This window comes from Streptomyces sp. NPDC001315 (genome assembly GCF_042896175.1).
Lineage (GTDB): Bacteria > Actinomycetota > Actinomycetes > Streptomycetales > Streptomycetaceae > Streptomyces.
Map to the genome: position 1 here is coordinate 192914 of NZ_JBIAWZ010000006.1, position 20372 is coordinate 213285.

General features: G+C 69.0%; 16 protein-coding genes and 1 pseudogene. 11 read left to right on the forward strand and 6 right to left on the reverse strand.

What is annotated here, in order from left to right:
* Positions 1–13: 13 nt before the first annotated feature.
* Entirely contained in the window at positions 14–1483 is a 1470-nt protein-coding gene (locus ACFY16_RS19530; RefSeq protein WP_390648370.1) for a serine/threonine-protein kinase, read from the reverse strand.
* 187 nt (positions 1484–1670) lie between these two features.
* Here ACFY16_RS19530 and ACFY16_RS19535 point away from each other — a divergent pair, with 187 nt between their 5' ends.
* The gene (locus ACFY16_RS19535; RefSeq protein WP_390648371.1) at positions 1671–2144 is read left to right on the forward strand and encodes a carboxymuconolactone decarboxylase family protein; all 474 of its coding nucleotides are present in this window, start codon (positions 1671–1673) and stop codon (positions 2142–2144) included.
* A 341-nt stretch (positions 2145–2485) separates the two neighbouring features.
* Here ACFY16_RS19535 and ACFY16_RS19540 read toward each other — a convergent pair whose 3' ends face one another.
* Complete coding sequence (locus ACFY16_RS19540) at positions 2486–3319, reverse strand: DUF427 domain-containing protein (protein WP_390648372.1); 834 nt, start codon at positions 3317–3319, stop codon at positions 2486–2488.
* 1064 nt (positions 3320–4383) lie between these two features.
* Here ACFY16_RS19540 and ACFY16_RS19545 point away from each other — a divergent pair.
* The 4 genes from ACFY16_RS19545 (at position 4384) to ACFY16_RS19560 (ending at position 5699) form a co-directional block, all read left to right on the forward strand.
* A complete protein-coding gene (locus tag ACFY16_RS19545; RefSeq protein WP_390648373.1) occupies positions 4384–4677 on the forward strand; it encodes a hypothetical protein in 294 nt (97 codons plus the stop codon).
* A 90-nt stretch (positions 4678–4767) separates the two neighbouring features.
* Positions 4768–5031 (forward strand): hypothetical protein, encoded by a 264-nt coding sequence (locus tag ACFY16_RS19550; RefSeq protein ID WP_390648617.1) that lies wholly within the window; start codon positions 4768–4770, stop codon positions 5029–5031.
* Positions 5032–5037: 6 nt separating this feature from the next.
* A complete protein-coding gene (locus ACFY16_RS19555; RefSeq protein ID WP_390648374.1) occupies positions 5038–5298 on the forward strand; it encodes an SHOCT domain-containing protein in 261 nt (86 codons plus the stop codon).
* Positions 5299–5393: 95 nt separating this feature from the next.
* A complete protein-coding gene (locus ACFY16_RS19560) occupies positions 5394–5699 on the forward strand; it encodes a hypothetical protein (RefSeq protein ID WP_390648375.1) in 306 nt (101 codons plus the stop codon).
* A gap of 55 nt (positions 5700–5754) precedes the next feature.
* On the opposite strand, the gene ACFY16_RS19565 is transcribed toward ACFY16_RS19560, so the two are convergent.
* Positions 5755–6198: a universal stress protein gene (locus ACFY16_RS19565; RefSeq protein ID WP_390648376.1), complete on the reverse strand. Its 444-nt coding sequence runs from the start codon at positions 6196–6198 to the stop codon at positions 5755–5757.
* An 863-nt stretch (positions 6199–7061) separates the two neighbouring features.
* Here ACFY16_RS19565 and ACFY16_RS19570 point away from each other — a divergent pair.
* Entirely contained in the window at positions 7062–9464 is a 2403-nt protein-coding gene (locus ACFY16_RS19570; protein WP_390648607.1) for a glycoside hydrolase family 65 protein, read from the forward strand.
* A gap of 255 nt (positions 9465–9719) precedes the next feature.
* Positions 9720–10187, forward strand: a complete 468-nt coding sequence (locus ACFY16_RS19575) for a cupin domain-containing protein (RefSeq protein ID WP_390648377.1) — start codon at positions 9720–9722, stop codon at positions 10185–10187.
* A 43-nt stretch (positions 10188–10230) separates the two neighbouring features.
* Here the strand turns inward: ACFY16_RS19575 and ACFY16_RS19580 are convergent.
* Both ACFY16_RS19580 and ACFY16_RS19585 read right to left on the reverse strand, forming a co-directional pair.
* Positions 10231–10389: pseudogene (locus ACFY16_RS19580) on the reverse strand (cupin domain-containing protein); the annotation flags it as partial.
* A 156-nt stretch (positions 10390–10545) separates the two neighbouring features.
* Positions 10546–11187, reverse strand: coding sequence for a DNA-3-methyladenine glycosylase (locus tag ACFY16_RS19585; RefSeq protein WP_390648608.1), 642 nt, complete (start codon positions 11185–11187; stop codon positions 10546–10548).
* Between the two features lie 361 nt (positions 11188–11548).
* Here ACFY16_RS19585 and ACFY16_RS19590 point away from each other — a divergent pair, with 361 nt between their 5' ends.
* On the forward strand, positions 11549–12877 hold the full coding sequence (locus ACFY16_RS19590) for a TDT family transporter (protein ID WP_390648378.1): 1329 nt from the start codon (positions 11549–11551) through the stop codon (positions 12875–12877).
* A 93-nt stretch (positions 12878–12970) separates the two neighbouring features.
* On the opposite strand, the gene ACFY16_RS19595 is transcribed toward ACFY16_RS19590, so the two are convergent.
* Positions 12971–15745: a multifunctional oxoglutarate decarboxylase/oxoglutarate dehydrogenase thiamine pyrophosphate-binding subunit/dihydrolipoyllysine-residue succinyltransferase subunit gene (locus ACFY16_RS19595; protein ID WP_390648379.1), complete on the reverse strand. Its 2775-nt coding sequence runs from the start codon at positions 15743–15745 to the stop codon at positions 12971–12973.
* A gap of 781 nt (positions 15746–16526) precedes the next feature.
* Between ACFY16_RS19595 and ACFY16_RS19600 the strand changes: the two genes are divergently transcribed.
* The 3 genes from ACFY16_RS19600 (at position 16527) to ACFY16_RS19610 (ending at position 20269) form a co-directional block, all read left to right on the forward strand.
* Positions 16527–17579, forward strand: coding sequence for a tyrosine-type recombinase/integrase (locus tag ACFY16_RS19600; protein ID WP_390648609.1), 1053 nt, complete (start codon positions 16527–16529; stop codon positions 17577–17579).
* Positions 17576–17914 (forward strand): helix-turn-helix domain-containing protein, encoded by a 339-nt coding sequence (locus tag ACFY16_RS19605; protein ID WP_390648380.1) that lies wholly within the window; start codon positions 17576–17578, stop codon positions 17912–17914. Before ACFY16_RS19600 ends, ACFY16_RS19605 begins: the two co-directional genes overlap by 4 nt.
* Before the next feature lie 84 nt (positions 17915–17998).
* Entirely contained in the window at positions 17999–20269 is a 2271-nt protein-coding gene (locus ACFY16_RS19610; protein WP_390648381.1) for a hypothetical protein, read from the forward strand.
* Positions 20270–20372 lie beyond the last annotated feature (103 nt).

Here is a 20372-nt window from a genome sequence, read left to right on the forward strand (position 1 = left end):
CGCCGGGGCCGGGTCAGGTTTTCGGTGTGTACGTCCTGGCGGCTTGGTCGTAGAAGCGGCGTACGGTGTCCCGTTCGGCTTCCGGGCCGGAGGCCACCAGCAGGTGGAGGCGGCCGTCGATGTTCAGGACACGGTTGAGGACGAACCGCTCCCGGTCCTTCCCCTGCTGCCAGGTGAACTGGCCCTCCGCGCCTGGGTGTCCGTCGACTTCGGTGGTGCGCAGGCCGCTGCTGGTGGCCCAGTTCGAGTCCCGGTAGGGCTGTAGTTCGCCCTCGTAGTCGCGCTGATAGATGATCAGGTCGTCGGTGTGGTCGGCGACGGTATCGCGGCCGGGGACCACCATCAGTTCGTACTCGCCGCTCGTATAGATGTACTGAGCGCTGGTGTTCTTGGCGTGGTGCTGCCACCCCGCGGGGATCTCCAGTTCGAATGTGGCCTCCCGGACGTGCTCATAGCGGCGGTCTGCAGTCGATGAGGGGCTCGGGGAGTTGTTGGCCGCGGGACTCGTGGAGTGGGACGGGGTGGACGGCGTGTCGTCGCCGAACCGGTCCAGTGCCGACGGGGTGACGGCGGCCAGGACCGCCGCACCAAGCAGCGCGGCGGCCCACCGGGCCCTCGGCCGGGACCGCCCCGCGCGGGACGGCGAGACCGGTCCGCCGACCGTGGCCACCTCGCGCAGTACCTCGGTGACCGCCCGAGTCGCCGGCCTGGCCGCCGGCTCCTTGGCCAGCAACGCGGTGATGACCGGCGCCAGGGCTGCGGCGTGGCGCAGGGGTGGCATCTCGGCGGTGAGCACCGCGCCGACCGTGCCCTCCATCGACGTCCGCCGGAACGGTGACGAGCCCTCCACCATCTCGTAGAGGAGTACGCCGAGCGACCAGAGGTCCGACGGGGGTTCGGGCCGCTGTCCGCCCATTCGTTCGGGGGCGGTGTAGGCGAGCGAGCCGACGAACTCACCGGGGCGGGTCAGCGACTCCTCGCCCGCGATGTAGGCGATGCCGAAATCAGTCAATACGACTCTGCCGCCGCTGCCGAGCAGGACGTTGCCGGGCTTCACGTCCCGGTGCAGCACTCCGCGCGCGTGTGCGGCGGCGAGGGCCTCCGCCACGGCCAGGCCGATCCGGGCGGCCTCCCGCTCGGGCAGGGCCCCGTCGCGTTCCAGACGGGCGGCGAGGGACTCGCCGTGCACCCGCTCCATGACGATCCACGGGTGGCCGTCCTCGACCACTACGTCGTGGACGGTCACCACGGCCGGATGGTCCACGCGTGCCGCCGCCCGGGCCTCCCGCAGGATCCGCTCGACCCGCGAACCGCCCGCCGCATGGGCCTGCTTCACGGCGACCTCGCGGTCCACCAGGGTGTCCCGCCCGGCCCAGACCGCGCCCATGCCACCCGCGCCCAGCCGCTCGCCCAGCCGGTAACGGCCGCCGACCAGCCGCTGCTCGGCTGTCGCCGAGGACTCCAGATTCTCCCCCGTCACCATACGGAAATCATGCCCGAGCCCGCCGTCCCATGGGGCCCAGGTGCCGATGCGGTCCGGCACCTCAGGCGCCCCGGCCGGTACCGTCACGGTGTTGCGCGTGACGCAGATCACCCCTCGCGTGGTGTCACAGTTCGCCGGGCCCACCCGGTCAGTAGGTCGTATCCGCACCACGCGAGGAGATCTCAACATGAACGCCCGTCTGAACTACTTCGGCAACACGATCGGTGCCAAGGTCCTCAAGCACATCAACTCGGCCAACAAGGTCGTGTCCGACTCCACGCTGCCGCACACGACGCAGGAACTGGTGAAGATCCGGGCGAGCCAGATCAACGGCTGTGGGTTCTGCACCGACATGCACACCAAGGACGCGACCCACGCCGGAGAGACTCAGCAGCGCCTGAACCTGGTGGCGGCCTGGCGGGAGGCCACGGTCTTCACCGAGGCCGAGCGCGCCGCGCTGGAGCTGGCAGAGCAGGGGACGCGGCTGGCCGACGCGGCCGGCGGCGTCACGGACGAGGCCTGGGCGAACGCCGCGAAGCACTTCGACGAGGACCAGCTCGCGGCGCTCATCTCACTGATCGCGGTCATCAACGCCTACAACCGCATCAACGTCATCAACCAGCAGCCGGCCGGGGACTACCAGCCCGGCCAGTTCGGCTGAGGCACCCGGAGTACCCGGAGCACCTGGGCCCGGAGCGCCTGAAGAGCCACGTCGCACACCGATCGGAGCGCGCATGACCGCGCTCCGATGATGGCGTACGCCTCCGTCCGGGCCACGGCGCGGGGCGACGGCATGGTTCGAGGGCGGCGGCACCGACCGGTGAACGCTCGCGCGGCGAAGTCGTTGTCCAGGCGTCTGTGTACGTTGTTCGATGTTCCCTTTCACGGTGGGGGCTCGGGAGACTTTCCCCTTCATGAGACGGGGCTGAGAGCCGATGTGTGACACGCCATGGGTAAAACGGTTCGGAAGACGCTGACCGACCGCGACTTTCCCTGAAGGGGCTACGGGCTCACCGGAGCACACCCACCCGGTGCGAGGCGGCCATGCTGTTCGGAAGCCATGCCGGTGGGGTCGGCCGGGCTCGGCAGCAGAACGCCGTCGATGTACAGATCGACGTGCTCGTTGTAGAACGCGGTCAGGCCCGCGATGCGGTTGGCGTGGATGGTCGGGAAGTCGTAGGTCCAGGCGATGTCCTCGTGCGAGGCGGTGTCGCTGTCGAACGACCAGTAGCCGCTCGTCGTCCCCTTGTACGGGCATCGGGTCACCGTGTTCGAGCGCCGCAGCCGGGCCCAGTCGATGTGCGTGGGATCGAGGTAGTAACGAGTCGGCAGACCGGTCTCGAACAGCTTCACGCAATGGGGGGCGTCAGCCAGCACGACCCCGTCCGACTCCACGCGGACGCCACTGGAGGAACCCAGGGCGTCCACACGGGAGTACGGGCTCCTGGGATGCACGAATACCGGCTCGTCCTCCTCGAACCAGGAGTCCAGAGCCTCCCACTCGAAGCGCACCGTGCCGTGCAGGGGCCCCGGGGCGCCCTCGCCCCAGACCCATGCCGCCCCCGCGCGGACCTCCGAGCCGACCCGCAGAGTGTGCCGGTGTGCGGGGCCGGCACCGAGTTGTTCGGTGTGCTTGTCGTCGTGGAGCACGCCGTCGACCAGGTCCGCGACCGGGATGCTGAACTGGGGGTAGGCCTGCCACTCCCACACGTACAGGGCACGGCGTGTGTCGAAGGCGACGCGGCCGCCGATCACTCCCCGGATGCGACGCGGGACGGGCTCGACGTGCCCGACCGGGACGATCAGGCTGGGATGCAGAACACTTTCGGTTGCCACGGTGGCCCCTTGATTCGATCGCTGAGTGTGCTCGCCGTGCCGGTGACTGCGGGTTCAGAATGACCACGCGTGCGCGGACCGATGGCCCTCACCTGGTCGTCCGATGCTATCGGATGGGCAGTGCCGCGGCTTCCGGGCGCGCGAGTGCCTCAGCAGGTTGTGTTCACATGGTGTTCCGGCTCGGCGACGACCGATGCCAGCGATCAATTCGGTGTCACAGATGGAGAGGCGGCCCGGTCAGTGAGCCGTAACGAGTCCCACGTGTGAAGGGGTCCCGCCTCCCGGAGCCGCGGGCATACGCACGAGACCGGGGCAGCCCCTTCCGGCCGACCCGGTCTCGTACCTGCCCTACGAAGACCTCAGCGCACCGAGCGCGCGGCGTCCTCGATGACGGCGGTCACCTTTCCGGGCTGCGAGACGCTCAAGGCGTGCGAAGCACGAACCTCGCTGGTGCGGGCGCCGGCCCGCTCGGCCATGAACTCCTGTGCCTGCGGCGGAATGTTGAGGTCCTTGGTGGCGACCAGGACACCTCCCCTCGCTCAGGAACACCGGGCCCTCGTTCAGCTTCAGTCGGTGTGCGGTACGGCACCTGTTCCCGCACGCACCTCCACGTCCCTGGCCGCCCGGCAGGATCGCCGCGTTTTGCGCGTCGCGCTCTGTCACAGCTCCCTCGGCTGCTCGGTCAATGCGAGTGACGGGCCTGGGTGACCCCACTCAGGTACTGATCGCGAGGAAGGGTGCACACGTGTCAGGAAGTCGCTGTCGCCGATGCGTCAGTGTGACGGTTGCCCCGGGACCCCGCGGGCGGCCGGGCGGACCCGGCCACCGCGCCACCCGGTTCCCGGCCTCACTCCCGGCCCGCCGGACGCCCGTCGCCCGTACCTTCCGATGCGCGTACGGGCCCTCGCACACCGGACCACGCTGATGCGGCGCCGTACCGCGCCCGTGCGGCGACCACGTACCACCCGCCGGGCTGAGCGACCGTGTCGCACGTCCCGCTCCCCGTGGTCGGCTCTCCTCCCGCTTCCGCGCAATTGCCTGTTCCAGCCGAAGAAGGACGTCTGATGACCCAAGACCGCTACGAGCCCCTCGACACCGCCGCCGCCACCGTATCCCTGGCGGCCGAGGCCGCCGTGCTGGAGGCGCGTGTGCACATGCTCCGAGAAACCATCGACACTGTCGACGCCCGCATCCAAGAGACCTCCGAGAAGCTGCGACGATTGCGCCTCTCGCTCTCCTCCCCCACAGCCGACAAAGGCGCGGAGACCGACGCCCCGGCCGGCGTGGACGGTGTCGCGTCCGACGAGGCCGGCCCGTGCCGGGAGTGGTCCGAGCGTTCTGTGCCCTGCCGGCTCTGACCACACGGAAGTCCTTGCCACCGCGCAGAACTCCCGCGGGTGCGGGGCTGTTCAGGGCGCGGTAACAAGGGGTGAGGATGAGAGGAAGACATGGTCCCGGCAACTCACGCGGCGCACATCATCGAGGTCACCGCTGAGAGCCTTCAGGAGGATCTGGCCCGCCTGGAGGTCCAGAAGCACGCGCTGGAGAGGGAACTGGCCGCAGTCGTCGCCCACCTCGACTCCGTGCAGCGGGCCCTGAGCGCCCGTGTGTTCACGCGGACCACCTCTCGGTTCCGCGGCGGGGCCCAACGGCCCTGGCACCGGTCCGCAGGCGCGCGGACAATGAGGAGCAGGAGCCTCCTGGGGAGGTGAGCTGCGGTGATGTACTGGGACGGCGGCTGGGTCTGGATGGCCTTCATGCCGCTGCTGTGGATCGTGCTGATCGGGCTCGTGGTGTGGGCGGTGGTCCACCTCACCCGGCGCCCCGCCGATCGCGGCGGAGGCACGGAGCACGGGTGGGCCCCCAGAGAGACGCCGGAGGAGATCCTCGACCGCCGCTTCGCCTCCGGCGAGATCGATGCCGACGCCTACAACGAGGCACACAAGCACCTGGCCGCCCACCGGCCGAAGCCCCGGTGAACCGGCTGCGCGGCGGCCCGGCTGCCACTCACCGTTCCGATCGCCGGGGTGGCTGCAACGCGGAGAACGCGTGGCCCTTCGACCCACGGTGGGGTGTGGACGTCGCGGTCCCCTCCGCCACCCCCCTGATCTCCCTCATCGAGGAGGCCACCGGGGCCACGGACACGGTGGCGCTGCTGCGGCTGAGCAAGGCGGGCGTCGAGGTCATCGAGACCGCGATCATGGAACGGTCCCGGGCCGCTGGGCTCGCCCTGAGCGAGATTCCCCTGCCTGCCGGCACCGTCGTCCGCGACGGCCGGCCCACCGTTCCCGGCCCCGACGTGCGGCTGCTGCCGGGCGACGAACTCCTGCTCGTGTCGCACGAGGCGACCGAGCAGGAGATCCACGCGGCCTTCCAGTAGTCGGGACCCGGCATCGGACCCGGGTCCGCGCATCGCTGCCCACCCGGACCTCGGGTCACTTCTTCTCGCAGCGCACGATGACGACCGGACAGCTCGCATGCTGCGACACGTGCTGGCTGACGGAGCCGAGCAGGGCGCGCGCGAACCCGCCCCTGCCCCGGCTGCCCACGACCAGGACTTCGGCATCTTCGGCGGCCCGCAGCAGGACGTCGGCGGGGTTGCCGTGCACCACATGGGTCCGAACCGAGCCGGCCGCCTCCGCGCCGAGCACGTCCGTCAGCTCCTTCCGCATCCGCTGCCGGGTCTCGTCGACGTCGACGTCCACGTCCACGGCGGGCGCCGACCACCCGTACAGGCCTGGCAGCTCCCACACCGCTACCGCGTCCACGGTTCCGCCGACCAGGCCGGCGTAACGCACGGCCCAGCGCAGGGCCTCGTACGAGGACGGCGACCCGTCGACACCGACCACCACCTTCGGCTCTGTCGCATCATTGTCCATGCGTCCCACCTCTCCTTCGACGTGTGCGCACCTGTGGCCGCCGGATCCACCTCTGTTCTCCACGCTGCGGGACACATCGCCACGCCGCCAGAGAAGGGCTTCCGGCGGCATGACGGACGATGCTGTCTTCAGCGGCCGTAGCACGTCACCCAGCCGGGCTCCACGCGTTCCCCCCTCGCAGACCCGCATGGGCGAGCGAGGTGTCGTGGACCGGGCCACGAAGCGTGACGACCCCGTCCTGCACGGACACGTGGATGGAGTGACCGAGCGTGGGGAACAGGTAGGCCGCCACGGTGCGACGGACTTCCTCCTCAATGTCCTCGCCCGACCGCAGGAGACTTTCAGCAGGTCGCCACGGCTGACGCTGACGATGCCCCGCAGCCAGTCCTCGTCATCGACCACGGGCAGCCGTGTGGCGCGTTCACAGCCATGATCCGGGCTGCCTGGGCCAGGGCGACGTCGGAGCGGACCGTGACAGACCTGCCGCTGTTCCATGGCCCGCACGATCTCTTGAGCCGGGCATCGCGCCCGACGCCACCACGGGCAGGGTCATCGCATCGCTCACGATGTGCGGAGCGTCAGGCATGGCCTATGTCCTTCAGGGACGTGCCGGAGGAGTCGGTCAGGCCGTGTGACTCCAGCATCACCGCGACCTGGCGGACCGCAATCCGGCCGGAGGCCGCCCGATCCGAGACCCGGTCGGTGTGTCGCGACGGCACTCGGACGGTGCGACGGTGTTCAGAGGGGGATCTCTCGGCAGCCGGACGGAGAAGGCGGTGACGTCGATGGAAGTCCCGCTGGTCGTGGGCGCTCACCGCTGGGGCCGGGCCCAGCGGCCTTCGAAGGAGAGGGAAGAGCGGCGGATGTCGGAGTGGACATGGGAGTGGACGGGCTACGACCCCGCAGCCGAACAACTGCGTGAAGCGCTCTGCACACTCGGCAACGGCTACTTCGCCACGCGAGGCGCGGTGCCCGAGTGCCGGGCGGGCCTGGTGCACTGCCCGGGAACCTACGCGGCCGGGTGCTACAACCGCCTGGAGTCGACCGTGGCAGGGCGGCAGGTAGTGAACGAGGACCTGGTCAACCTCCCGAACTGGCTGGTTCTCCGGTTTCGCCGGCGCCGCGCCGAGGGAGAGTGGGGCCCGTGGTTCTCCCCCGACACGCCTGCTCTCGTGAACCACCGGCACATCCTGGATCTGCGCCGCGGCACACTCACCCGGACGTTCCGCCACCGGGGCGACGAGACAGGTGTGCTCGGCGTCGAGCAGGCCCGCCTGGTGCACATGGTGGACCCCCACCTGGCCGCGCTGCGGACGGTCTTCACGGCCGAGGACTGGTCCGGAGAGATCGAGATCGAGTCCTGCCTCGACGGGGAGGTGATCAACGGCAATGTCCATCGTTACCGCGCCCTGAACCGCCGCCATGTGACCCATGTGCGCACTGGAGCACAGGCACCCGGCACGGTATGGCTGACCTGCCGGACCAGCGCGTCGGACATCGCTGTCGCCCTGGCTGCCCGGACGACGGTCGTCGCCGAAGGGAGGCCGGCCGCATCGGTGCTTCGTCCGGCCCGTCGCCGCGCCGTCCACCGCCTGGTGGTCCCGATCTCCCCCGGCCGGCCCGTCACGGTGGAGAAGACGGTGGCGCTGCACACCTCACGGGACACCGCGATCAGCGACCCGCTCGGCGAAGCGCTCGACCGGGTGTCCACAGCGGCGGACTTCCCCGCCCTGCTGGACTCCCATGTCTCCGCGTGGGAACGGCTGTGGCAGCGCACGGACATCCAGGTGCCCGGCGAAGCCGGCCGCATCCTGCGCCTCCACCTCTTCCACGTCCTGCAGACGCTGTCACCGCACACCGCGGATCTGGACGTGGGGGTGCCCGCCCGGGGCCTGCACGGCGAGGCGTACCGCGGTCATGTCTTCTGGGACGAACTGTTCGTCCTGCCGTATCTCAACCTGCACTTGCCCGAGGTCTCCCGGGCGCTGCTGAACTATCGCTACCGGCGCCTCCCGCGGGCCTGCCGGGCGGCCGCGGCGACCGGCCGAGCTGGGGCGATGTACCCCTGGCAGAGCGGCAGCGACGGTCGTGAGGAGGCCCAGGAGTGGCATCTCAACCCGCACTCGGGGCGCTGGCTGCCGGACCACTCCCGCCTCCAGCACCATGTCGGCTCCGCCATCGCCTACAACGTGTGGCAGTACTGCGAAGCCACCGGGGACACCGAGTTCCTGCACACCAAGGGCGCGGAGATGCTGCTGCAGATCGCCCGCTTCTGGGCGAACATCGCGGCCTTCGACGCCGCCACGGGCCGATACCGCATCCGCGGCGTCGTCGGCCCCGACGAGTACCACGACGCCTACCCGGGAGCCGTCCGGCCCGGGCTGGACGACAACACGTACACCAACGTCATGGCCGCCTGGGTCCTCACCCGCGCCCTGGACCTCCTGCGGCACCTTCCCGCCTGGCGCCGGCAGGAACTCATCGAACGCGTTCGACTGGACAGCGACGAACTCCCGAAGTGGGAGGAGATCTCCCGGCAGTTGTGGGTGCCGTTCCACCAGGGCGTCATCAGCCAGTTCGAGGGCTACGACAGCCTCGTCGAGCTCGACTGGGACGCCTACCGTGCCCGCTACGGCACCATCCGGCGGCTGGACCGGATCCTCGAGGCCGAGGGCGACACAGTCAACCGCTACAAGGCGTCCAAGCAGGCCGACGTCCTCATGCTGGGCTACCTGTTCCCGCCCGCCGAACTGCGGCACCTGTTCCGGCGTCTCGGGTACGACCTGGACGACGAACTCTGGCGCAGAACCGTCGACTACTACCTCCAGCGCACCAGCCACGGCTCGACACTCAGCGAACTCGTCCACGGCTTCGTCCTCGCCAGAGCCAGACGAGCCGAGGCATGGCAGTACGTCCACGAGACCCTGGAGGCGGACATCGCCGACATCCAGGGCGGCACGACCGGCGAGGGCATCCATCTCGGAGCCATGGCCGGGACCCTCGACCTGATCCAGCGCGGCCTGACGGGACTGGAGCCACGCGAAGACGCCCTGTGGCTGGACCCCGTGCCTCTCCCGGCGCTCTCCGAGTACGGCTTCTCCCTGCGCTACCGCGGCCACTGGGGTATCGGCGTACGGCGCCGGAGCGGACTGTTGGAGATCGGTGTCCCCGACTCGGAGGAGACCCCGATCCGGGTGGTGCTCGCGGACCGCGCCGTGACCATCGCGCCCGGGGAGACGTGCACGCTCGTACTGCCCGAGAGTTGATCCGGACGGATTGACGTGCCAGGCCCCCCCTCCTCACGGGCAGCAGCTTCCTTCCCCACCGACCGCAGAGCGGCGCCCAGGGCTCCGAGACGGGCGCGTCCACTGCTTACATTCGAACAAGACCAGGCCCACCGATAGAATGAGCAGGTACGGACTTTTGGGGACCATGTTGGGGCGTTCTATGGGCCATGGACACCAGCGCGGTTCGCTCTGTCCTGGACTCCTCACGTGATGAACCCGAATGAAGGAGTCGCAATGGAAGCCAAGCCCACGGCCCTAGTCGTACAGCCCGGCGAGGCAGGCGGCGCGTCGCTCTCGGACGGAGCGTTCGAGCTGCTCGCCGATGGCGGTGCGGTCAGCGCTAGCCGTCTTACGCTCAAGACTGGCGCCGACGGCGCGCCTCCGCACCACCACAAGCTGTCCCACGAAGTCTTCTATGTGCTGGGTGGGACGATGCTCTTCCGCCTCGGCGACACTTTGACGACGGTGGGGAAAGGTGGCTTGGTCGTCATCCCACCCGGCCTGCCGCATGTCTTCGGGGCGGCCGACGGCCAGGAAGCCGACGTGTTCGTCGTTCTCAGCCCAGGCATCGAGCGGTTCGGCTACTTCGAGCAGTTGGCCGCCATCAGCCGCGGTGAAGCCGAGTTCGACTCGCTGATCCCTGAGCAGGACCGCTACGACGTGCACTTCGAGAGTCTTCCCAACTGGCGCTCAGTCACCTGAACACATGTAGTGCCTCTGCTGACATCAGCGACTGACACCAACAGCCGACGAGGCCGACACCGTCGGTGACGTAGAGGGTCTGGCCGTTGACGTGGGAGTGCCAGTTGGTGCGGGCACCGGGGGTGAAGCGGACCAGGGCGGTCGCCGGCCGGGCCGGCTCGGCGGGGGCCTTGGGGGTCGGGGTCTGCGTGACGATTTCCACGGAAGGTGTTCCTTGCTGTGCGGCTGCGGGGCAGTGGACGCGGTCGAAGATCTCGCCCGCTTCCTCGGCGACGTCAGTGGGCTGGATCTGGATGTCGGCGTTGTCGTAGGCCATGTCCAGGCGTCCGAAGGTCTCCACTGCGGACTTCGTTGAACCTCAGTTGTCCGTCCCGAGTCGATGCCGGGCGCTCGGGTGCGCCCGGTAAGGGCTGACGCTCGGCTCGCTCAGGATCCAAAAGCGCCACGGATACCCGGCGGCCGGGCCGCCGACGCCGGTCCGCGGCCCCGAACCGACACGTTGCCGGCGCAGGCTCCCCGTCGGCCCCGCGAGGAACAGGTCGGCTGCGGCGTCGCACGCCGACTGCCCGTCATGGCGCAGATCCACGACGCCCAGCGCCTGGGCGAGGTTGGCGGGGCCACGCGCCAGGTCCCGCGCCCGTAGACCAGGACGCCGACGCTGCCGCGCCAGCGCCGCACCGGCCTCGACCGTGCCCGCCCGGAGCAGCACCGAGGCAGGGCGCCGCCCCGGGCCGCACACCGCGTTCAGGCATCGATGGACCGCGTGCGTCCGGTAGACATAGAAGGTCCCCGGCTCCCCGAATTCCGCACGGTTGGTCGCGTTCGGACCCCGGAACGCGTGCGAGGCGGGGTCGTCGGGCCCTTCGTACGCCTCTACCTCAGTGATGCGCATCGCCGTCACACCGCCCTCGGAACGCGACACCACCAAGGCCCCCAGCAGTTCGGGAGCCACCTCCACGGCCGGCCGGTCGAAGAACTCCCTGGACAACACGGACGGCAACGCCGAGGCGCCCGACGGCTCATCGAGCACCTCCAGTTGCGTGTGACCGGTGCCGTCCGTGCTCCCCACTGACCGACTGTGTGCCATTGCCGCCTCCCGTCCAAGGATCAGGCCGCCGGACCTCAGCGCCTCACCCCACCTCAGCGGTGGCCCACCGCCTCGTCATGGCCGCACAAACGGCCACACGACGCTCGGAGAAGGACATCGGAGCAACTCCCCGCGCCTGAACGGACGCACGTGACCGTGCACGCCCCAGGCCGGACCGCTGGAGGACAAGTACGGCACTGCCGGCCATGTCCTGGTGTGAGGCCGTTGTGGCACACGCTGCTCTGTGGCAGGAGTGGGAAGCCGCCCTACCTTCGTGACGAACGGGCCGACGGTCTCGGCCGCGACCCGCGAGCTGCTGGGCGTGGGCCACAGTCGGCCGATCACCGATGGTGATGACCCGAGACGAGGAAAGAAGGCGTCCTACGCCGTGACACCCCACTCCAGCAGTACCCGAGCGGTCCCGTCCAAGGGCGACTCGGTCCTGAGGTTCCCCAAACATGGCCGTGCCCGGCAGCTGAAGGCGGACAAGAGGGCGCGTCCGCCGCTCGGTCCCAGCTGGTTCGCGGCCGTCATGGGCACCGGGATCGTCGCCAACGCGGCAGCCACCCTGCCGCGAACCTTCCCTGGACTGCGGGACGCCGCCACGGTGGTCTGGTCGGCGGCTGCACTGCTGCTGGTCGTCCTGACCGTCGGCTACGTCCGGCAAAGGACGCTGCGGGTGCACGCCGCGGATCCGGTACAGGCACAGTTCTTCGGGGCGCCGCCGATAGCGCTGCTCACCGTGGGCGCCGGGGCGCTGCTGCTCGGCCGACGGGTGATCGGGGCGTCGGCGGCGCTGGATGTGGGCTGGGTGCTGTGGTCGCTCGGTACCGTGCTCGGTCTTGCCACTACCTGCACGGTGCCGTACCTCATGGTCACGCGGCACCGCTTCGCACCTGACGCGGCGTTCGGCGGCTGGTTGCTGCCCGTGGTGCCGCCGCTGGTCTCAGCCGCGACGGGCGCGCTGCTCATCCCTCAGGCACCCGCCGGGCAGCTGCGGATGGCGATGCTGCTGGGCTGCTACGCCATGCTCGGGCTCGGGTTGGTGGCCGCACTCCTGGTGCTGGCCATGGTGTACAGCCGCCTGGTCCACCATGAGGCGCCCACCGGCGCGGTGGTGCCCACCGTCTGGATCGGTGTGGGGGCACTGGCCCAGTCGGTGACCGCGCTGGGTGCGTTGGCCACGGCCGCGCCGGGCGCGCTGCCGGCGCCGTACGCGCAGGGCGCCGCAGTCGTGGCGCTCCTGGGCGGGCTCGGTGTATGGGGCTTCGCCATACTGTGGCTGGCACTCGCCACGGCGCTGACCGTACGAGAGATCCGAACGGGACTGCCCTTCGCACCCACCTGGTGGTCCTTCATCTTCCCCCTCGGCGCCTGCGTCAACGCGACTGGCGCCCTCGCCACCCGGACCGGCTCGCAGCTGTTCATCTGGACCGCCGTCGTCCTCTACACCGTGCTCGTCGCCGCCTGGGCGGTGGTTGTCTGGCACTCACTACGCCACGCCGCCGGCAACACGGGCGGACCCGAAGGCCCAAAGGACCCGGAAGGCCCGGAGGAACCCGCCGCGGATCGGGAAGCCGTCAGTGCATCTCAGGCCGCATAACCGGCCTCGCTGATGACAGCCGCCGAGGATGCATGGCAGGACGGGGCGCACTCACATGCGGAGGCGCCCCATCCTTTTGCCGTCGGCGGATGCTCAGTGGAAGGCGGACGTCACCAGGGCCTTCTGCTCCATGGCATGCCGACGGGCGGAGCCGACGGCGGGGGCGGGTGCCTCCGGTCGACTGACACATCCAAGGGCACGGTCTCCCAGCCGGTGCAGGCGCGGCCCGACGAAGAACCACGCCCCCTGGTTCTCGGGCTCCTCCTGCACCCAACGTACGTCCACGCCGGCAGGAAAGCGGCTGAGTTCCGCCGCGAGCTCTTCCTCAGGGAACGGGTAGAGGCGCTCCACGCGGACGATCGCCGTGTCCGACAGGCCCGAGCTGTGCCGGTGGGCATCGAGGTCGTAGAAGACCTTGCCCGAGCACAACAGCACGCGCCTGACCCGGGCAGGGTCCACCGTCTGATCCGGTATCACCGGACGAAAGCCCCCCTGTGTGAACTCGGCCAGCGTGGAGGTCGCGGCCTTCGTCCGCAGCATCGACTTCGGTGTGAAGACGATCAGCGGCCTGGTGTGGTCGCCCAGCCCCTGCTGCCTGAGGAGATGGAAATAGTTGCTCGGCAGGGAGGGCAGGGCCACGGTCATGTTGTCCTGCGCACACAGCTGAAGGAAGCGTTCGATTCTGGCGGAGGAATGGTCCGGCCCCTGCCCCTCCAGGCCGTGCGGCAGCAACAGCGTCACCGCAGAGCGCTGTCCCCACTTTTGTTCGGATGACACGATGTACTCGTCGACGACCGTCTGAGCGCCATTGGCGAAGTCCCCGAACTGGGCCTCCCACAGCACCAGAGCGTCGGGCCGCGCCAGCGAGTATCCGTACTCGAACCCCAGTGCCGCCAGTTCGGACAACATCGAGTCGTACGGTGCGAAGCCCTGGGCCCGCGGACTCAGGGAGTTCAGCGGCGTGTGCTCCGCGCCGGTGCGCCGGTCGGTGAGTACGGCGTGGCGTTGGCCGAACGTGCCGCGACGCGAGTCCTGCCCGGCCAGCCGCACCGGAACCCCCTCCAGCAGCAGGGAGCCCATCGCCAGTGCCTCCGCGGTGGCCCAGTCGATCGCCCCGGTGTCGAGCGTGGCCGTACGCCTCTGGAGCTGTGGCAGGACACGCGGGTGCACGGTGAAGCCTCGTGGCAGGTCGGTCTGCGCACTGATGACGTGCCGGGCGGTCGCTTCGTCGATCGCGGTCACCGCCTGCTGGTGGTCTGCCCGCTCCTCGGCGTCGGTGGAACGGAGGTCCTCGACGGCGTCGGAGGCGGGCAGGGCCCGGGTCTCGACGAAGGCCCGCTCAAGATGCTCCTGGTAGTTGCGGCGTGCGCCTTCCACCTGCTGCTCACCGATGTCACCTCGACGGACCAAGGCCTCGGCGTACAGCCGGCGCACCGAAGCCTTGGCGTCGATGCGGTCGTACATCACCGGCTGTGTGATGGAGGGGTCGTCGACCTCGCTGTGCCCATGCCGCCGGTAGCAGACGAGATCGATCACGACGTCCTTGTGGAACGCCTGACGGTAGTCGAAGGCCAGCTGCGCGACCCGGGCGACGGCCTCCGGGTCGTCACCGTTGACGTGGAAGATCGGGGCCTCCACCGTCCTTGCGACATCGGTGGCGTACGTGCTCGAGCGGCCGTTGGCAGGTGTGGTGGTGAAGCCGACTTGATTGTTGATGATCACGTGCACCGTGCCACCCGTGCGGTAGCCGGGCAGCTGCGACATGTTCAGGGTCTCGGCAACCACGCCCTGGCCGGCGAACGCCGCGTCGCCGTGCATGACGACCGGCAGTACGGGGAAACGCTGTCCTCCGTCCCCGGCCAGGTCCTGCTTTGCGCGCACCACTCCCTGCGCCACCGGCCCCACGATCTCCAGATGCGACGGGTTCGCCACGACCGAGACGGCGATCGTGCCGCCTTGCAGAGTACGGTAGGTGCCCTCCGCGCCGAGGTGGTACTTCACATCCCCGGACCCCTGGACCGACCGGATGTCCACCGCGTCCTCGAACTCGTGGAAGATCTGCGCGTAGGACTTGCCGATGATGTTGGCCAGGACATTGAGCCGGCCGCGGTGGGCCAACCCGATGACGGCTTCCCCCACACCTTCCTTGATGGCGCGGAGCAACAGGGCATCGAGCAGTACGATCGCCGACTCGCCGCCTTCGAGCGAGTACCGCTTATGGCCCACGTACTTGGTCTGCAGGAACGTCTCGAAGGCTTCCGCCGCACCCAACCGGTAGAGGATCTGCAACTGTTCGGCGCGGTCGGGCCGACGCTGCGGTACCTCGATCCGCTGCTGGATCCAGTGACGTTCGTGGGAGTCCTGGATGTGCATGTACTGAAAGCCGACGGTGCGGCAATAGAACTCCTGCAGGGCGTCCAGCACGTCTTGAAGAGTCATCGCGACGTGCCCGGCGAATCCGTCCACGACGAACTTCTCTTCCCGGTCCACGTCGTGGAGTCCGAAGGCGGCGACATCGAGCTCTGGATGCCCGGCGGCGGGCTGCGACGTGAGTGGGGACGTGAGTGGGTCGGTGGCGGCCACCAAGTGGCCGCGCACTCGATACGCGTGGATCAGCGCCGCAACGCGGACCGCCTTGACCGCCGCCTCATCCCCGTCGTCACGCCCCATGGCCATGGCGGTACGTTCCTGTCGGCCCGCCAAGGAGGCCGGGGAGGCGAAGAAGTGCCTCCACGTCTGATCGACCGAGCCCGGGTCGTGCAGGTATCGCTGTCGCTGCTCATCCACGACCCATTCATTGAGCCCGAATTCCAGGCGGTGAGCTACCGTTCGATCGGTGCGTGATTGCGAAGCCACAGCTTGGAACACCTTCTTCCCTAATTCGGAGCCGTCGGTGCCGGACGCGGTCGGGCTGTCATCCGCCTACGTGTCCAAGGGCTTCGTATCCGTTGCGGAGGTCAACGCGTTCGACCACGTCCCACTGACGACGGTAGGGCGCCGGGAGAGCTGAGCCAGGCAGCCAGACGGGCCACAACTACCTCATATCGGGACATCGGGCCGGGCAGCCGGTGTCCGCATGGAATGCTGCCGTCGCACAGCCGAGGCGCAGGGTCACGTCGTGTCTTGATCCGAGGGCTTCAAGTCCACTCGGCCTGAGATCGCTGCTGTGCGAAGCCTGGTTGTGAGAAACGCATGCCAAACCCCGCCCCTCTCACGGGCCGCCGACAACCGGCCGTGCGCCGACACCTTGTGCCCGGCGTGGTCACCGCTGCCGCCGCGGCCACCGGCAACACCACCCACAACCAGTCAGGAGAGCAGCCATGACCACAAACGACTATGCCGACTGTTTCCGACCGGAAGTCGTTGTCATTAGTGGATGACGTGCAGGTTCCCCAAGGGCTTCTGAGAGCGGAGAAGGTGCTCGTCAGCAGGTCAGCGGTGTGCGTGACGTCCGCTCCGCTGCCTCCAGGAATTTGCGAGTAAATCGAAGAAGTTCCCTGCAACTCCAGTAATCTCTGCGCCTGTGTCAGATTCCGAAGGTCGCACCCTCACTCTCGTGCCGCCGCCACGTGCTGCGGAGGAGGGCTCAGGTCCGATCGAGACCGGTTTGGCAGATGTCGTCACCCTGCAACGGCGCCGCCAGGCACGGATGTCCGCCCAAGACGAGGACAGCTTCTTCGTCGACGCGCTCACCGAGTACCAGTGGGCACGGGACTCAGCCGGACTGGCCCCGTCGACGATCGACCAGCTGATCAAGCCGGTCATCGAGGTCTGCGACTTCTACGGCACCGTGCCGTGGCACCTGACCCCGCGCGACGTCGACAAGTACTTCGCCGGCCCGGGGAAGCGGGCGCACAACACGCACCGGCAGAAGCTCAACCACATCGACGCGTTCTTCGCCTTCCTCGAACAGCGCTACGCCCACGAGATCATGATGCGGTTCGGGGCGACGGTGGAGTCACCGGTCGACCCGTTCAACAGGCCTGTCCACCGCGGCGACTTCGGGCTGCGGATCCCGCCCTCGCAGACGGCGATAAAGGAGTTCTTCGCCCGCTGGCGGGAGCAGTTGCCGTACGCCCGGAAGTACGCCGTGGCCTGCCGCGACTACGTCATGACGAAGATCGCGTACGTCTCCGGTGTACGGGCTGCCGAGCTGTGCCCGGTGACGATCGGCGACGTCCACTGGGAACACGGCCAGTGGGGCCGGTTCGTCGTCCAGGGCAAGGGCGCTCGCGGCTCGGGACCGCGGCCTCGCGAGGCCTACATGTTCCGCGAGGGGCGCGAGCTGCTCTGGTGGTACATCGAGGAGGTTCGGGCGGAGTTCGGCGACGACGCCGATCATCCGTCGGCGCCCCTGTGGCCGTCTGAGCGCAAGCCCAAGGCGGTAGCGGCCCTGAACCTGCCGATCGCGCCGGCGATCACCCCGTCGACGTTCCGCCGCCAGCTCCACGCGGCGGCCGCGAGCTATCTGACCGGCCCGGTCACCGACCTCTTTCCGCACCTCCTGCGGCACGCCTGCGCGACGCACAACTACGAGCGCGGCATGACGCTGTGGGAGGTTCAGCGCGTTTTGGGTCACCACTGGGCCACCACGACTCTTCGGTACATGGCGACTGCACAGGCAGACCCCGAGCATGCCAATGTGGCAGCGAGCTCGCGGGCGGCCCAGCGCCTGGTGATGGACAAGGGGAACCTTCGGTGAAGTGGAATCTGAGGATGGTGGCCGCTCAGCGGGACCTGTGGCGTCCCACAGAGTTGCTGGAGGCGTTCAAGACGGTCGGATTCACGCCGTCGCTGAGCAAGGTCGCCGCGATGTGGAGCGGCACACCGGTCACGGTGCGGCTCGACGACCTGGACAAGATCTGTGCGGTACTGAACTGCACCGTTGGCGATCTGCTCCAGGCCGAGCCCCTGGAGGCCGCTGCCGGAGAGAGCGAAGCACTGCCCAAGGCCGTGGGAGCTGAAGGCTCGGACGGGGGTCCCGTACGGCCGACGCCCCGTCGGCAGGGCAGCCATCGCTCGCTGCCGCCGAACTGACCAATGGTGGCACGATCTCGTCCTGCTCAGTGCCCGGACTGCAAGGGCTGGGGGGTTCTCGGGCTGGCCACGTGCCAGGGGTGCATGGAGTGGCGGAAGAAGCATCCTGAGCAGGGCGTATGTCTGCGCTGCCGTCACACGGGACACCTCAACTCCGACCGTCTGTGCCGGGCATGCCTGCACGCTGTCCGGCTCGACGCCGACGCAGCATGGGTCACCGACCCGGAAAGTGCCGGCCCGCGAAGCCGTCAGCTGATGCTCCTCTACTACGGCCTCGCCCCCACCCACGCCCAGCCCCTGAAGAAGTACGGCAGGCGCACCGGCGGCACCGGCACCGATCAGCGCGAGCGGCTGCACTGGGTGGAACAGATACGCGCCGCCGCGGCCCCGACCCGGGACGACCCTGCGGTCCTGCCACCCGCCGTCCCGGGGCAGCTGCCGCTCTTTCCGGTCCGCCGGATGCTGTCCATCGATGTCTGCCGGCGCATTCTACAAAGGCCGCTCGCCGGCTACCGCGAGGTCGTCGAGCACACCGCGGCGTTCGCGGCAGACACCGGCATCGGCAAACCCATGCAGCGCAAGCTGCATGAGATGCTGCGCCTCGCGCTCGCCGTGCGTGACGCGGACGGCGACGACCTCGTCGATGAGCTGGTCCTCGACGACATCCCCAACTACGGCCGGTCCGTCCGGGCGATCCTTCTGCGGGCGGAGATGCTCAGGCTCCTGCCCGAGCCGCGCGAACCCGAGCGTCCCCAGCGGTCACGGACGTCACGGATCACGCGCCGCGTCTGGGCGCCCCGGGCGATGACACCGAGGTCCTGCCAGCAGTGCGGCTCCTGGTTCGCAGCGAAGATGAAGGTCACCTGCGAGGCTTGCTCATCCTTCGCCCGGAGCAGAGGCAACAGCGCCGCGTCCACGGGAGCGTGCGCTCGGTGCCTCCGTGTCGATCTGCCGCTCGCCGACGGGTACTGCCGCGGATGCCGATGGCATGTAGCCAACCACGGCCCAGGGGGCATAGCCCGGTTCGGCACGCAGCTGTGGCTCGGTTCACCGGTTCCGGCCCCTACAAGCCTGCGTCGCTCGGGTGTGGCCCCGCCGACTCCGCGCCGGCCTGTCTCCGAGCACGTGGTGGACCCTGGGCAGGAGAGGCTGTTCGAGCTCCGGAGAGACTGGAGCCCGGTGGTCGAGTTGGCGCGGCATGATCTGCCGACGCTCACGGACTCGGCCGAGCGGCTGCTGGCCGATCTCGACAGCGTGATGAAGCAGGAGATGTGGTCCAAGGTTCCCGCCAGCAAGACCCGACACACGCTGACCGTGTTGGTGTCCTGGCTTGGCGCCGATGCCCCGCTGCTGGAGACCGACATCCGGGCGCTCGTCGACCAGCGTCCTCTGAAGTTCAGCGGACGGCGGGTCACACAGTTCCTTGAAACCCGAGGGCTGCTGGTCCAGGATGCCGAGTTCCGCCGGGACGCGCATCAGAAGCGCTTGGAGGCCGAGCTCGCCGCACTGCCCGAGACGATCGCGCAGGAACTCTCGGTCTGGATCAAGGCCGTGCGTGGAGAGGGCAAGTGGGAGCACACTGGCCGCACCTACCGGAGCATCGCCCGCTACTGGCATGTCCTCGACCCGATCCTCAAGGGGTGGCTCGCGGGCGGCGTCGAGAGCCTGCGCGAGATCACCCGCGACGACGTCAAGAGGGCCATCGCCACCCGCAAGGGGACGCCGGCCCGCTCGATCCACATCGTCCTGCGGAACGTCTTCCGGGCCCTTCGGCAAGAGGGCGTGATCTTCCGCGATCCCACGCGTGGCCTCGTCTTCGCCGGGATCAACAAGACCCCACCTTCCGTGCCCTCGGACCGGCTGGCCGGCGTCCTCAGACACGCCCAGAACGACTTCCAGCGCTTCGTGATGGTACTGGTCTGCATCCATGCGCTCAGCGGCACCGACATCCGGCATCTGCTGCTCACCGACCTTGACCTGTCCCGTGAGCGGCTTGTCGTCCGGCGTCCCGGCAGACGGCACATCATCTACCTGGACGAACTCACCTACCGCTGCGCCTCAGCGTGGCTCCGTGAACGTCACCGCCGTTGGCCGGTGACGACCAACCCGCATCTGCTGATCAACCGATGGACCGCAGTAGACACCACTCACTCACCCATCGGTACCACGTTCACCGCAATCTTCCGGCCCACCGGACTCACGATGCCGACGCTACGGCAGGACCGGATCCGCGACGAGGCGTTCGAGGTCGACGATCCGCTTCACTTGATGCGCCTGTTCGGCATCTCCTCTCAGACCGCAATGCGGTATATCACCGCGGCTCATCCCGAACGCACCGCGAAGCTACCCCGATAAGGCGAGCGGCAGCCGTCACCCCGTACACAGGGGCATGAGGCTGTGCATCACGGAGCGGACGGCTATGCGCTACGTCGGCACTGCCCAGCCGGAGCGCACCGCG